Raw genomic sequence first — 13,264 nt, 5'->3', positions numbered from 1 at the left:
ATCGAGGCATGGCCGAGACGCTTCCCGCGGGCGCCCAGAGCTCTTCTCTGCGCCGCCTGATCCCGCGGATCTTCTCGCGCGCCGCCCGCCGCGACGATGTCGACAAGCTCGTCCGTACGGTGCGCACCCACCACCCGAAGGGCGATCTCGCGATCGTCGAGCGCGCCTACGTGGTCGCGGCGCGGGCGCACGAGGGACAGAAACGGCAGAGCGGCGAGCCGTACATCACGCATCCGCTCGCGGTGGCCCAGATCCTGGCAGACCTCGGCCTCGGCCCGAAGGCTGTCGCCGCGGCTCTCCTGCACGACACCGTCGAGGACACGGGGTACCGGCTCGACGAGCTGAGCGCCGAGTTCGGCGACGAGGTCGCGATGCTCGTCGACGGCGTGACGAAGCTCGACAAGGTCAAGTACGGCGAGAGCGCGCAGGCGGAGACCGTCCGCAAGATGATCGTGGCGATGTCTCGCGACATCCGCGTGCTCGTCATCAAGCTCGCTGACCGCCTCCACAACGCCCGGACGTGGGGCTTCGTACCGCCCGAGAAGGCGTCGAAGAAGGCGACCGAGACGCTCGAGATCTACGCGCCGCTGGCGCACCGGCTCGGCATCCAGGCCATCAAGTCCGAGCTGGAAGACCTCTCGTTCGCGGTGCTCCACCCCAAGCTCTACGTCGAGATCGACAGCCTCGTCAAGCAGCGCACCCCCCAGCGCGAGCAGTACCTGCAGAACGTCATCAACGCGGTCGAAGAGGATCTGCGCGAGCTGCGGATACGTGGTCGAGTAGCGGGTCGCCCGAAACAGCTCTACTCCGTGTACCAGAAGATGGTCGTGCGAGGTCGCGAGTTCGACGACATCTACGACCTGATCGGCATCCGCGTGATCGTGGCGACCGTTCGCGACTGCTACGCCGTCCTCGGTGCGCTCCACGCGCGGTGGACGCCGCTTCCCGGGCGATTCAAGGACTACATCGCGACGCCCAAGTTCAACCTCTACCAGTCGCTGCACACGACCGTCATCGGCCCGAACGGACGCACGGTCGAGATCCAGATCCGCACGAACGAGATGCATCAGCAGGCCGAGTTCGGTGTCGCGGCGCACTGGAAGTACAAGGAGCGGATGTCGGGCGCCAAGACCGACGGGAAGGCCGTCGACGCCGACATGGCCTGGCTCGCGCACATCTCCGATTGGCAGGCGGAGACCGCCGATCCGGGCGAGTTCCTCGATTCGCTCAGGTTCGAGATCGGCGCGAAGGAGGTCTACGTCTTCACGCCCAAGGGGCGTGTCATCGGCCTGCCGGCGGGTGCCACTCCGGTGGACTTCGCGTACGCGGTGCACACCGAGATCGGGCACCGGACGATGGGCTCGAAGGTCAACGGCCGGCTCGTGCCGCTCGAGTCGGAGCTGCACTCCGGTGACGTCGTCGAGGTGTTCACCTCGAAGAACCCGGACGCGGGACCCAGCCAGGACTGGCTGGGATTCGTCAAGAGCACCCGCGCGCGCAACAAGATCCGCGGGTGGTTCACCAAGGAGCGCCGTGAAGAGGCGATAGAGCAGGGTCGGGAGTCGATCGCGCGCGCGATGCGACGGCAGAACCTGCCGCTGCAGCGCTTGATGAGTCAGGACTCGTTCACGCAGGTCGCACAGCAGCTGCGGTACGAAGACGTGTCGGCGCTCTACGCGGCTGTCGGTGAGGGGCACGTCTCCACCCAGTCGGTGATCGAGAAGGTCACGGCGCTCGTCGCGGCTGACAACGACACCTCCACCGGTCCCATCGACATCCCCCACATCGGTCGGGGTCGTGCGCCGCGCGACGGTGATTCCGGTGTGCTCGTGCGAGGTGCACCCGACATCCTCGTCAAGCTCGCGAAGTGCTGCACGCCCGTTCCGGGCGATGAGATCGTCGGGTTCGTGACCCGCGGGAGCGGTGTCTCGGTGCACCGCGCCGACTGCACGAACGTCAAGGCACTCGAATCCGACCCGGAGCGCATGATCGATGTCGAGTGGGCGCCGACCACGAAGAGCGTCTTCCTCGTGCAGATCCAGGTCGAGGCACTCGATCGCTCGGGGCTGCTCAGCGACGTGACGCGGGTGCTGAGCGAACACCACGTCAACATCCTCTCCGCGACGGTCTCCACCTCGAACGATCGTCTCGCGCTCAGTCGTTTCGTGTTCGAGATGGGCGACACGGTCCACCTCGACCGCGTGCTGAACGCGGTGCGTCGCATCGACGCCGTCTACGACGTCTACCGCGTCACTTCGTCCTGACGAGCTCCTGCAGAAGGGCGAGCGCGGCGAGGCGGCGCGGCACGCGTCGTCTGGATTCGAGCCACGCGATCGCGCCGTGCACGGCGTCTGGTGCCCGCTCGCCGCACTGACCCAGCAGGCCGCGGGCCGTCGCATCGGTGCCCCGCGCCAGATCGGCCAAGGTGCGAGCCGGCGTCGTGACGGGGACGCCGCCGAGACGGAGCAGATCCTCATCGGGGATGCGCGGATCGCGATAGACGAAGCGCCGGTCGACGGGCTCGTGCAGGCGATGCGCGCTGATGCGCTGAAGGTCGTGACGGCTGGGCACCTCGTCGATGAAGCCGTGCACCCAAGCAGCGCTGCGGTGCGTCGCGGCCATTCGTTCGCCGACGAGCGGACGCAGGGATGCGGCGCGTAGCGCGGCCGTCTCGATCGTGTCCGCGGGAACGAAGCCCTCGCCGAGTCCCACGAGGTCACCGTCGAGGCAGGCGGCCGTGAGCTCGGCACGGCTGAGCAGTTCGCTCGGGAAATAGAGGAAACGGGATCCCATCGCCTCAGTGTGCCGGGAGGGGAAGTGGCGACGCGCGGGGCCCGTCCGATCTGTGGACAGGCCCCGCGCGTCGAGGTCAGATGGAGGAGGGGTCAGCCGCCGATGGCGCGCAGCCACGCCTTCCGCGCTTCGAGGGACTCACGTGCCGTCTTCGCCGCCTTGGTGTCCTTGCGGGCCTCGGCGTCGGCGAGTTCGCTCTCGAGCTTCTCGATGGCATCCGTCAGCTGACGGGTCATGTCGTTCGCGCGCGCGGTCGTCTCGGGCTCGTTGCGCTTCCACTCGGCGTCCTCGCGGCCGCGCACCTGCTGCTCGATCTTGCGGAGTTCGTCGTCGAGCGCGCGTTCGCGATCACGCGGGAAGATGCGGCCGATCTCGTCCCACTGGCGCTGGATCTCGGTGAGACGCTGACGGGCCGTGGACAGGTTCTTCTCGTCGACGATGGGCTTCGCCGTCTCGAGCAGCGCCTGCTTGGCGACGATCCGCTCCTTGGACTCTTCGGCCTCGGCGGCTTCGCGGCCCTGACGCGCTCCGTAGAGCGCGTCACCGGCCGCCTTGAAGCGGGCCCAGAGAGCGTCGTCGACGCGCTTGCCGGCACGCCCCGCGGCCTTCCAGTCGTCGAGGAGATCGCGGTAGGCGGGGATGCCGTCCTCACCGCGCGGGGCGAGAGCCTCGGCGCGCTCCACCAGCCGCGTCTTGCGGTCCTTGGCAGCCTTGTGGACCTCATCGAGTTCCGCGTAGAACGCTCGGCGATGACGCTCGAGCGCACTGCGCGCGTCGCGGAAGCGCGTCCACAGCTGCTGCGACGCGGACTTCGGCAGACGCGGCCCGTTCTGCTGCTGGCTCTGCCACTGGTCGAAGAGCTCCGTCAGCTCTGCGGTGACCTGCTTCCACTGCAGCGATTTCGGGTCGCGCTGAGCGAGAGCCTCTGCCCGCTCGACGAGGACGGTACGCTGCGCGAGTGCCTCGTCGACAGCGGCTTTCGCCGCCTCGGCCTCGTTCGCGGTCGCCTCGGCCAGCGACGCGACCAGAGTGTCGAGCCGAGTGCGCAGTGCGTCGAGGTCGCCGACGGCTGCGGCATCCGTGACCTTCTCGCGCAGTGAGTTCGCCGTGTGGCGCAGGTCCGATGCCGACGCACCGCCACGGCGGTGACGCACCTCGAGGAGCGTCACCTCGCTCGCAAGGTCGGTGTACTTGCGCACGAAGTACGCCAGTGCCTCGTCCGGAGTCCCGTCGGGGTACTGGCCGACGACACGCCAGTTCTCGCCCTCGCGCACGGCGACGGTGCCGTCGGCATCCACCCGGCCCCAGGGCTCGTCAGCGGCCCCGGTGGTGTCGGGCTGGTCAGGGGTGTGGTCTGTCGCGGCAGTCACGGGGCACCTCGAGCGTCTCGCGTCGGCGGGGGAAATCGGACTCAGCCTAGTACGCCGGCCGCTCCGGCGCCGCGCAGGTCAGGACGTCGGCTCCGGCGTCGGCAGCGGTGTCGAGGCCGGAGCGGGGTCGGAGGGTGTCGGGCTGGGCGTCTCGACGGTCGGGGAGGTCGCACCGGGACCGACCGTGTAGTAGGCGATCTGACCGCCGAGGATGGCGAGGACCAGCACTCCGCCACCGAGCCCCGCGACGAGGTTGTCGCGCCGGCGCCGAGCGATCTGCGCGTGGTGGTGGGCGCGGCGCGCCTGATACAGCCGTGCGCGTTCGCGCTCGGCGCGCTGCTGCTTGTTTCCCGATGCCACGGTTCCTCCTCGCCGGCCGGACCAGCCGATCTTATGCGTCGGCGACGGCGACCATCAAAGCCGGGCGTCGCCGGCCGCCGTTAGCCTGGGGGAGTGACCTCCTCCGGCGCCCTCTTCCAGGGCCAGACGCCTCTTGCCGTGCGCATGCGTCCGGCGTCGTTGGCCGAGGTCGCGGGCCAGGCGCATCTGTTGAAGCCCGGTTCGCCGCTCGTCGCGCTGGCCGACCCCGAGCGGCAGACGTCGGGAGCGGTGTCCGTGATCCTCTGGGGGCCGCCGGGCACCGGCAAGACCACCCTCGCGCAAGCGATCGCGCGTTCCTCCGGACGTCGTTTCGTCGAGCTGTCCGCCATCACGGCCGGTGTGAAAGACGTTCGCGAGGTGATGCAGGAGGCGCTCAACCAGCGCGACCTGTACGGCCAGTCCACCATCCTGTTCCTGGATGAGATCCATCGCTTCACGAAGGCGCAGCAGGACGCGCTGCTGCCCGGCGTCGAAAACGGCTGGGTCGTCCTGATCGCTGCGACCACGGAGAATCCTTCGTTCTCTGTCATCTCGCCGCTCTTGTCCCGGTCTCTCCTGCTCACGCTGCAGCCGCTCGGCGATGACGACCTGGGAGAGCTCGTGGATCGGGCCGTGAGCGATCCACGGGGACTGGCCGGGCGGATCGCGCTCGACCGCGAGGCCAAGGAGGCGCTCGTCCGACTGGCCTCCGGCGACGCCCGGCGTGCGCTGACGGCACTGGAGGCCGCTGCGGCCATGACCGAAGGTGACGAGGAACCGCGGATCACGGCGGCCCTCATCGCGCAGGCGGTCGATCGGGCACTCCTGCGCTACGACCGCCAGGGCGATGAGCACTACGACGTCATCAGCGCCTTCATCAAGTCGATCCGCGGATCGGATGCGGACGCCGCGATCCACTACCTGGCACGGATGCTCGAGGCGGGGGAGGACCCCCGGTTCATCGCGCGGCGCCTGGTCATCTCCGCTGCCGAGGACATCGGGCTCGCCGATCCGCAGGCTCTGCCGATCGCCGTCGCCGCGGCGGATGCGGTGGCGTTCATCGGAATGCCCGAAGGGCGTATCCCTCTCGCGGAGGCGACGGTGTATCTGGCGACCACGGCGAAGTCGAATGCCGCCTACAACGCCATCAACGCCGCGATGGCCGATGTGAAGGCCGGTGGTTTCGGCCGGGTCCCCGCACACCTGCGGGACGGACACTATCCGGGTGCCAAGCGTCTCGGGCACGGCAAGGGCTATGTGTATCCGCACGACCTCGACGTCGGCGTGGCGACTCAGCAGTACCTCCCGGACGAACTGCGAGGCCGGCGGTACTACCAGCCCACACAGCGCGGCCTCGAGCGCGACATCGCCGCGCGCGTCGAGAAGATCCGCAGGATCCTCGAGGGTTGAGTGTCCGGTGGCGGCGTCATGACGGCTCGGCCAGGCGGTGACGCCGACGCGGCCGCATCCGTCGCGGACCGGAATCTCGAGTACGGGCTGCTCGTGTTCTACGGCATGCGCGAACTCGCGGAAGGGCTCTCCCGTGACGCCGCCGCGCTGAGCCGCCGGATGGAGCGGGAGGCGAAGCGGTCTGCACGCCGTCGTTTCGGCGTGGCGACCTCGTTCGGCGCGCCACTGGCGGGACTGCAGTTCCTGCTCCTGCTCGTGGCCGCGACCGTTCTCATCAGTGTCAACATGCTCAGCGTGCAGTTCGACCGGGAGCACCGACTCGAGCAACTGCAGCCCGATGCTGCGTCGCTCGCCGTCTCCGGTGTCGTCGCTCTCAGCCTCGTCGCGATGTTGGCGGCAGTGGGCCCCAGGGTCGTCGATCGTTCCGTTTCCACTGTGGCCGCGCGTGCGGCGCTCGTGTACGCCCTGGCCGGAGGCGCCGCGGTCTTCGCCTCTGTGAACGGGTCGGCGGCGCCCTCCGCCGCCGTGGCCGTCGTCGCCATGGCCCTGCTGGCGACGGGCGCCGCGGTGTGGTTCGCCGCCAACCGACGTCGCAGGCCCGCTGCCGCGGCAGCGGTCGATGAGGCGTGGTCATGGGCTGTGACTCAGCAGCTGCCGGCCTTCGAGCACGAACGGGAACTGCTTCGCGAGCGGGTGGCGTCCGCTTTCGCCGGACGTGCGGACGCGGCCACGATCATCGCCGACCGCGACAGCATCCGCGCTCCCGCCACCGCGGGCGCGCTGCCGGGCGAGGCCATCATCTCGATGCAGAGTTCACTGTGGCTGACCGCGGGGCGGCACGCTCGTGGGCGCCGCATGCCGGTCTGATAAGATGAACCGGCTCGAAACCGAGTTTTCGGGCATCCCCCTCCTTCAGCATCACCGTCCGACGCGCCCCGGCGTGCGCGTCATCGGGAGAAGTCGGGTGATACGCCCGTGAGCCGCGAAAGGCGCGGCCACGTCATCGGAAGGACATCTTCGTGACCACGAAGTCCCAGGACCGCCGCAAGGTCCGCCTGTCGCGCGCGCTCGGCGTCGCGCTGACCCCCAAGGCCGCCCGCTACCTCGAGAAGCGTCCCTACGCTCCCGGCGAGCACGGCCGCACCAAGCGCAAGGCTGACAGCGACTACGCCGTCCGTCTGCGTGAGAAGCAGCGTCTGCGCGAGCAGTACGGCATCCGCGAGAAGCAGCTGCGCATCGCGTTCAACGAGGCCCGTCGCACCGACGGTCTGACGGGTGAGAACCTCGTCGAGCTCCTCGAGATGCGTCTCGACGCCCTCGTGCTGCGCTCCGGCTTCGCCCGCACCACGGCGCAGGCCCGCCAGTTCGTCGTGCACCGCCACATCATGGTCGACGGCCAGATCGTGGACCGCCCGTCGTTCCGCGTGAAGCCCGGTCAGCTCATCCACGTCAAGGCCCGCAGCGAGGGCACCGAGCCGTTCCAGGTCGCGGCCGCCGGCGGTCACGCCGAGGTCCTGCCGAACGTTCCCGGTTACCTCGAGGTCGAGCTCGACAAGCTCCAGGCCCGCCTGGTGCGTCGTCCGAAGCGCGCCGAGGTCCCCGTGACCTGCGACGTGCAGCTGGTCGTCGAGTACTACGCCGCGCGCTGAGTCGTTCGCGCACGAAGGGCGTCGGGGTCATCCCGGCGCCCTTCGTCGTCGGCCCGTCGCCGGCATCCGTTGTCGCCTACGATGGAGGATGCTCGCGACAGGCGCGGACACGATGAGGAAGAGGTCACGGTGAGAAGTCTTCTCTGGTTCGCGGTCGGAACGACGGCCGGGTTCGTGCTCGCGCACCTCGTCAACAAGGATCCCCGCGGACACGAGGTGCTCGCCGAGATCGACGCCCGCATCACAGAGTTCACCGATCGCATCCAGGACGCCTACCACGAACAGCAGGCGCGGTTCGATACCGGACCCGCCGCCGCAGGCTCCGCCGACGATCGCTGACCACCCGCGAACTCCGAACGGCCGCTCCGGCGGCCTTCCTGTCCTGCCCGAGGAAGACACCGCATGAAGACCGCCGAGATCGCCCAGCGTTACCTCGACTTTTTCGAGAAGAACGATCACACCATCGTTCCCTCCGCCTCTCTGGTCAGCGATGACCCGACGCTCCTGTTCACCGTCGCCGGCATGGTGCCGTTCGTCCCGTTCCTGAACGGGACGGTGCCGCCGCCGTTCCCGCGGGCCGCCGATGTGCAGAAGTGCATACGGACGAACGACATCGAGGAGGTCGGGCACACGGCCCGTCACGGCACGTTCTTCCAGATGCTCGGGAACTGGTCTTTCGGCGACTACTTCAAAGAAGGCGCCATCACCTACGCCTGGGATCTGCTGACGCGCTCCGAGGCGGACGGCGGTCTCGGCTTCCAGGAGAAGGATCTGTGGGTCACGGTCTACGAGACCGACGACGAGGCCGCCGATCTGTGGCGTCGCATCGCCGGGCTCCCCGAGCACCGCATCCAGCGACTGGGCCGCGAGGACAACTACTGGTCGACGGGTCAGCCCGGTCCGGCGGGTCCCTGCTCCGAGATCTATTTCGACCGTGGGCCGGCCTACGGCCGCGACGGCGGACCCGCCGTCGACGATTCGCGGTTCACGGAGATCTGGAACCTCGTGTTCATGCAGTACGCCATCACCAACGTGCGCTCGAAGATCGACTTCGACATCGTCGGCGAGCTGCCGAACAAGAACATCGACACCGGCATGGGACTCGAGCGCGTCGCCTTCATCAAGCAGGGCGTCGACAACATGTACGAGACCGACCAGGTGCGCCCCGTCCTCGACCGTGCCGTCGAGCTCTCCGGCCGCCCGTACGGCAAGGAGCACGAGGACGACGTGCGCTACCGCGTCATCGCGGACCACGTGCGCTCCTCCCTCATGCTGCTCTCCGACGGTGTGACGCCGTCGAACGAGGGCCGTGGGTACATCCTCCGCCGCCTCATGCGCCGCTCCATCCGCGCGATGCGACTGCTCGGCGTCGACGGCGCCACCTTCCCGGAGCTCTTTGCGGCGTCCCGCGACGCGATGGCGGCGTCGTATCCCGTCGTGGCCGAGGATTGGGGCCGCATCTCGCAGTACGCCTTCGCGGAGGAGGAGACGTTCCTGCGCACCCTCGCATCCGGTTCGTCGATCCTGGACCTCTCGATCGCTGAGACGAAGAAGACCGGCGGTTCGTCGATCTCCGGCGACCAGGCGTTCCTCCTGCACGACACCTACGGCTTCCCCATCGATCTGACGCTCGAAGTCGCCGAGGAGGCCGGCCTCAGTGTCGACCGCGACGCATTCGACACCCTGATGCAGGAGCAGCGCACCCGGGCGAAGGCCGACGCGAAGAGCCGTCGTCGCCAGCTTGCCGATCACAGCGTGTACCGCGACTTCCGCGCTCAGGGTGAGACGGTCTTCACCGGGTACACGGACCTCGCGACGGAGTCGCGCGTGCTGGGCATCCTGCAGGACGGAGTGTCGGTCGACCGCGCGCGTCAGGGTCAGGTCGTCGAGGTGATCCTGCCCGCCACCGCGCTGTACGCGGAGTCCGGCGGTCAGGTCGCCGACAAGGGCACCATCGTCGGTTCGGGCTTCGAGCTCGACGTCCTGGACGTGCAGAAGCCCGTTCCCGGACTCATCAGCCACACCGTCGAGGTGCTCACGGGTGAGGTCGGGGTCGGTGACGCGGCGACGACGGTGGTGGATGCGGCCAACCGCCGCGCCGCGCGACAGGCGCACTCCGCGACCCACCTCGTGCACGCGGCGCTCCGCGACACCCTGGGAAGCTCCGCGACCCAGGCGGGCTCGTTGAACCGTGCCGGATACATGCGCTTCGACTTCAACTGGAGCCAGGCGCTCTCGCCCGCGACGCGGAGCGAGATCGAGGAGATCGCCAACAACGCCGTGCGCGACAACCTCGAGGTGACCACGCGTGTGCTGCCCCTCGACGAAGCCAAGGAACTCGGCGCGATGGCGCTGTTCGGCGAGAAGTACGGGACCACCGTGCGCATGGTCGACATCGGCGGTCCGTGGTCGCGTGAGCTGTGCGCCGGTACGCACGTCGCCTCCAGCGCAGAGGTGGGACTCATCAACCTCGTGGGGGAGTCCTCGGTGGGCGCGACCGCGCGGCGCGTGGAGGCGCTCGTCGGACTCGACGCGTTCCGCGATCTGGCGGCAGAGCGTGCGATCGTGTCTCAGTTGACGTCGGACCTGAAGGTGCCGCGCGAGCAGATCCCCGCGAGGATCGCCGATCTCGCGGCGAGTCTGAAGGCGGCGGAGAAGAAGATCGCGGCATTCGAGGCGCAGGCTCTCGCGCAGCGCGCCCCCGAGCTCGCGGCGCAGGTGCGGCGCGTCGGACAGGTGGGCGCCGTCGTCGCATCGATCGGCGCCGTCGGATCGGCCGATGATCTGCGCACGGTGGCCCTGGCGGTCCGCGATCGCCTCGGCGAGGACGCGAGCGTCGTCGCCCTCGGCGCGACAGCGGGAGGACGTCCGATCGTCATCGTCGCCACGAACGAGGCGGCACGGCGGTCGGGTGTGAAGGCCGGCGTTCTGGCCAAGGGCGCTGCGGGAGTGCTCGGCGGCGGCGGCGGCGGACGCGACGACGTCGCACAGGGCGGCGGTTCGGATGCGGCTGCGCTGCCCGACGCGCTGGATGGCATCGTCCGATCGCTGGAGACCACGTCGGCGTGAGCGACTTCCGCAGGGGCGTCCGGCTCGGCATCGATGTGGGGAAGGCGCGGGTCGGCGTGGCCCGGTGCGATCCCGACGGGATGCTCGCGACGCCGGTGGAGACGGTTGCGCGCGCGGACGACGCACCGCAACGCGTACTCGCCATCGCCCGGGAGGAGAACGCGACCGCGCTGTACGTCGGGCTTCCGATCAGCCTGAACGGCAACGAGACCGCCTCGACGCAGGACGCCCGCGAGTTCGCGCGCGTCCTCGCCGCGGACGGATCTCTGCCCGTGCGGCTGGTTGACGAGCGATTGAGCACAGTCTCGGCCCACGCGGCGCTCCGGCGTTCAGGACGTTCCCAGCGCTCTTCGCGTGGGATAGTGGACCAGGTCGCCGCCGTGATCCTGTTGCAGAACGCCCTCGATGTCGAGAAGCAGACAGGGCGGGCGCCCGGCACTCCCGTCGACCCCGGACCAGGAGACCGACTGATGTCCGACACTCCCTCCTCCCGCCGCGAAGCGCGCGAGGCCGCCGAGCGCGCCAGCGCGCCTCAGCCCGCCTCGGCTCCCACACCGACGCCCGCGGCCGCCGAGCAGATCTTCCGCGCACCGGCGGAGCCCGCGCCCACCACCCCTTCGCGTCCCTCGTTGGACGATCTCTTCACGGGTGACGCGACGACGGACGTTCTGGGCGCGCCCCCGCCCCCACCGGACAAGCGCCGCCGCCGCAAGGGAGGGTGGATCGCTCTGGCGATCGTGCTGGTGCTCCTCGGCGGCGTCGCCGCGGGCGGCCTCTGGGTGTGGAACACGTACGAGGACAAGATCCGCGCGGTGCTGGGATGGGAGGAGCCGACCGAGTTCGAGGCCGGACAAGCGCACGGCGAGGCGACGATCACGGTCGTCAGCGGCGACGCCGGTCCCCAGGTGTCCCAGAAGATGTTCGATGCAGGCGTGACACGCACGGCGAACTCGCTGTACAGCTACATGATCGACAACAACGTCGCCTTCACCTTCCAGCCCGGAACGTACAAGCTGCAGCAGGAGATGACATCGGCGGCGGCACTGGAGGCGCTCGGGGATCCCGCCAACCGGCTGGAGGGTCGCGTCGTGCTCCCCGAGGGGCTGACGGTGGATGTGGCGCTGCAGCGGATCGCCGACGGCGCGAGCGTCCCGCTCGACGAGTTGACCGCCGCTGTTGCGGACCCCTCCGCCTATGGCGTCTCGGCGTCGAGCCTGGAGGGCTGGCTCTTCCCCGCGACGTACACGATCGAGCCCGGCACCGGTGCGACATCGATCATCCAGATGATGGTGGACCGCACCGTCCAGTCGCTCGATGCGGCGGGGGTCCCTGCCGATCAGCGAGAACGCATCCTGACGATCGCATCGATCATCCAGCGCGAGGCGCGATACGAGGCGGACATGCAGAAGGTGTCGCGCGTCATCCTCAACCGACTCGACCCCTCCAACCAGGAGACATTCGGTCTGCTGCAGATGGACTCGACCGCGCAGTACGGATACGGCGAGCTCCATGCCGGCTCGGTGAGCACCTCGGAACAGGCGCAGCGCGACGACAATCCATGGAACACCTACGTCCATCCCGGTTTGCCGGTGGGGCCGATCTCGAACCCGGGTGATGTGGCGATCGATGCCGCGATGCATCCCGCGGACGGCCCATGGCTGTACTTCGTGACCGTGAACCTGGACACCGGGGAGACGGTGTTCACGACGACCTATGCGGAGCACCAGAAGTACGTCAAGCAGTTCCAGCAGTGGTGCAGCGAGCACCCGGATTCTGGATGTTGACCGGCACGCGCCTCGCCGTGTGGGGTGATCCCATCTCCCACAGCCGTTCGCCGCTGCTGCACGCAGCCGCCTACGAGGTGCTCGGTGCGGAGTGGACGTACGACAGACGGCGTGTCGATGAAGCGGGGTTCGGCGCCGAGCTCTCGTCGCTGGACGCGTCCTGGCGAGGGCTGTCGCTCACCATGCCCCTCAAATCTGCGGGCTTCCGCGCGGCCGTCGAGGTCGACGGGAGGGCGCGCGCGACAGGAGCCGTCAACACGCTGCTGCTCGACCCGCGGGGGCCGCGCGGGTACAACACGGACGTCGGGGGCATCGTTGCCGCGCTCGGCGAGGCGGGTGTCGCGGAGGCTTCTTCGGCGCGCATCCTGGGGGCCGGCGCCACCGCCACATCGGCGCTGGTCGCGTTGTCGGAGATGGGCGTCGGTTCCGTGGAGGTCGTGGCTCGCCGGCGGGAAGCCGCGAAGGATCTCGTGGCCCGGGGCGCAGAGCTGAGGCTGCACAGTACTGCTCGCTCTCTGGATGGCCGGCATGGCGCCGTCGACGTCACCGTGTCGACGCTCCCGGGAGACGCCTCCTTGGCCCCCGACATCGTGGCGTCGCTGGCGGATGCGGGCGGCACCCTCATGGATGTCGTCTACGGAACCTGGCCGACATCCCTGTCGGCGGCATGGGTCGAACGCGGTCTCACCGCGGTGTCCGGGCTGCCGATGCTCCTGCATCAGGCGCTCCGACAGGTGCGCGTGTTCGTGGGCGGAGCGCAGGACCAGGCGCTCGATGACGAAGCGCGGGTACTGGCCGCAATGCGCCGGGCGCTCGTGGGAGAATAGAC

Annotated in this window: 11 protein-coding genes; 8 read left to right on the top strand and 3 right to left on the bottom strand. The window is 69.1% G+C overall.

The features are described from left to right. The first annotated feature begins 8 nt into the window (after positions 1-8). On the top strand, positions 9-2,264 hold the full coding sequence (locus QE377_RS16890) for a bifunctional (p)ppGpp synthetase/guanosine-3',5'-bis(diphosphate) 3'-pyrophosphohydrolase (protein ID WP_307325629.1): 2,256 nt from the start codon (positions 9-11) through the stop codon (positions 2,262-2,264). Here the strand turns inward: QE377_RS16890 and QE377_RS16885 are convergent. The 3 genes from QE377_RS16885 to QE377_RS16875 all read right to left on the bottom strand — a co-directional run bounded on the left by QE377_RS16885 (position 2,251) and on the right by QE377_RS16875 (position 4,523). Next, a complete protein-coding gene (locus tag QE377_RS16885) occupies positions 2,251-2,793 on the bottom strand; it encodes a type IV toxin-antitoxin system AbiEi family antitoxin (protein WP_307325626.1) in 543 nt (180 codons plus the stop codon). The two genes, QE377_RS16890 and QE377_RS16885, sit on opposite strands and share 14 nt — an antisense overlap. A 92-nt stretch (positions 2,794-2,885) precedes the next feature. After that, positions 2,886-4,163 carry a DUF349 domain-containing protein gene (locus QE377_RS16880; RefSeq protein WP_307325624.1) on the bottom strand — a complete coding sequence of 426 codons (1,278 nt, stop codon included), beginning with the start codon at positions 4,161-4,163 and terminating at the stop codon, positions 2,886-2,888. A 78-nt stretch (positions 4,164-4,241) separates the two neighbouring features. Next, entirely contained in the window at positions 4,242-4,523 is a 282-nt protein-coding gene (locus QE377_RS16875) for a dioxygenase (RefSeq protein WP_307325621.1), read from the bottom strand. Positions 4,524-4,616: 93 nt separating this feature from the next. Between QE377_RS16875 and QE377_RS16870 the strand changes: the two genes are divergently transcribed. The 7 genes from QE377_RS16870 (at position 4,617) to QE377_RS16840 (ending at position 13,262) form a co-directional block, all read left to right on the top strand. Then, positions 4,617-5,933, top strand: a complete 1,317-nt coding sequence (locus QE377_RS16870; protein ID WP_373459544.1) for a replication-associated recombination protein A — start codon at positions 4,617-4,619, stop codon at positions 5,931-5,933. Positions 5,934-5,951: 18 nt separating this feature from the next. Further along, on the top strand, positions 5,952-6,800 hold the full coding sequence (locus QE377_RS16865) for a hypothetical protein (protein WP_307325618.1): 849 nt from the start codon (positions 5,952-5,954) through the stop codon (positions 6,798-6,800). A 152-nt stretch (positions 6,801-6,952) separates the two neighbouring features. Continuing rightward, on the top strand, positions 6,953-7,582 hold the full coding sequence (gene rpsD, locus QE377_RS16860) for a 30S ribosomal protein S4 (RefSeq protein ID WP_243227891.1): 630 nt from the start codon (positions 6,953-6,955) through the stop codon (positions 7,580-7,582). Positions 7,583-7,711: 129 nt separating this feature from the next. Beyond that, the gene (locus tag QE377_RS16855) at positions 7,712-7,921 is read left to right on the top strand and encodes a hypothetical protein (protein WP_307325615.1); all 210 of its coding nucleotides are present in this window, start codon (positions 7,712-7,714) and stop codon (positions 7,919-7,921) included. Positions 7,922-7,984: 63 nt separating this feature from the next. Next, positions 7,985-10,651, top strand: a complete 2,667-nt coding sequence (gene alaS, locus QE377_RS16850; RefSeq protein WP_307325612.1) for an alanine--tRNA ligase — start codon at positions 7,985-7,987, stop codon at positions 10,649-10,651. Then, positions 10,648-12,435 (top strand): endolytic transglycosylase MltG, encoded by a 1,788-nt coding sequence (gene mltG, locus QE377_RS16845; protein ID WP_307325609.1) that lies wholly within the window; start codon positions 10,648-10,650, stop codon positions 12,433-12,435. The genes alaS and mltG overlap by 4 nt, the downstream gene beginning before the upstream one ends. Beyond that, complete coding sequence (locus tag QE377_RS16840; protein WP_307325607.1) at positions 12,405-13,262, top strand: shikimate dehydrogenase; 858 nt, start codon at positions 12,405-12,407, stop codon at positions 13,260-13,262. The genes mltG and QE377_RS16840 overlap by 31 nt, the downstream gene beginning before the upstream one ends. Positions 13,263-13,264 lie beyond the last annotated feature (2 nt).

The sequence above is a fragment of the Microbacterium sp. SORGH_AS_0862 genome (genome assembly GCF_030818795.1).
GTDB lineage: Bacteria > Actinomycetota > Actinomycetes > Actinomycetales > Microbacteriaceae > Microbacterium.
This window is presented reverse-complemented; position numbering and strand designations above follow the sequence as displayed.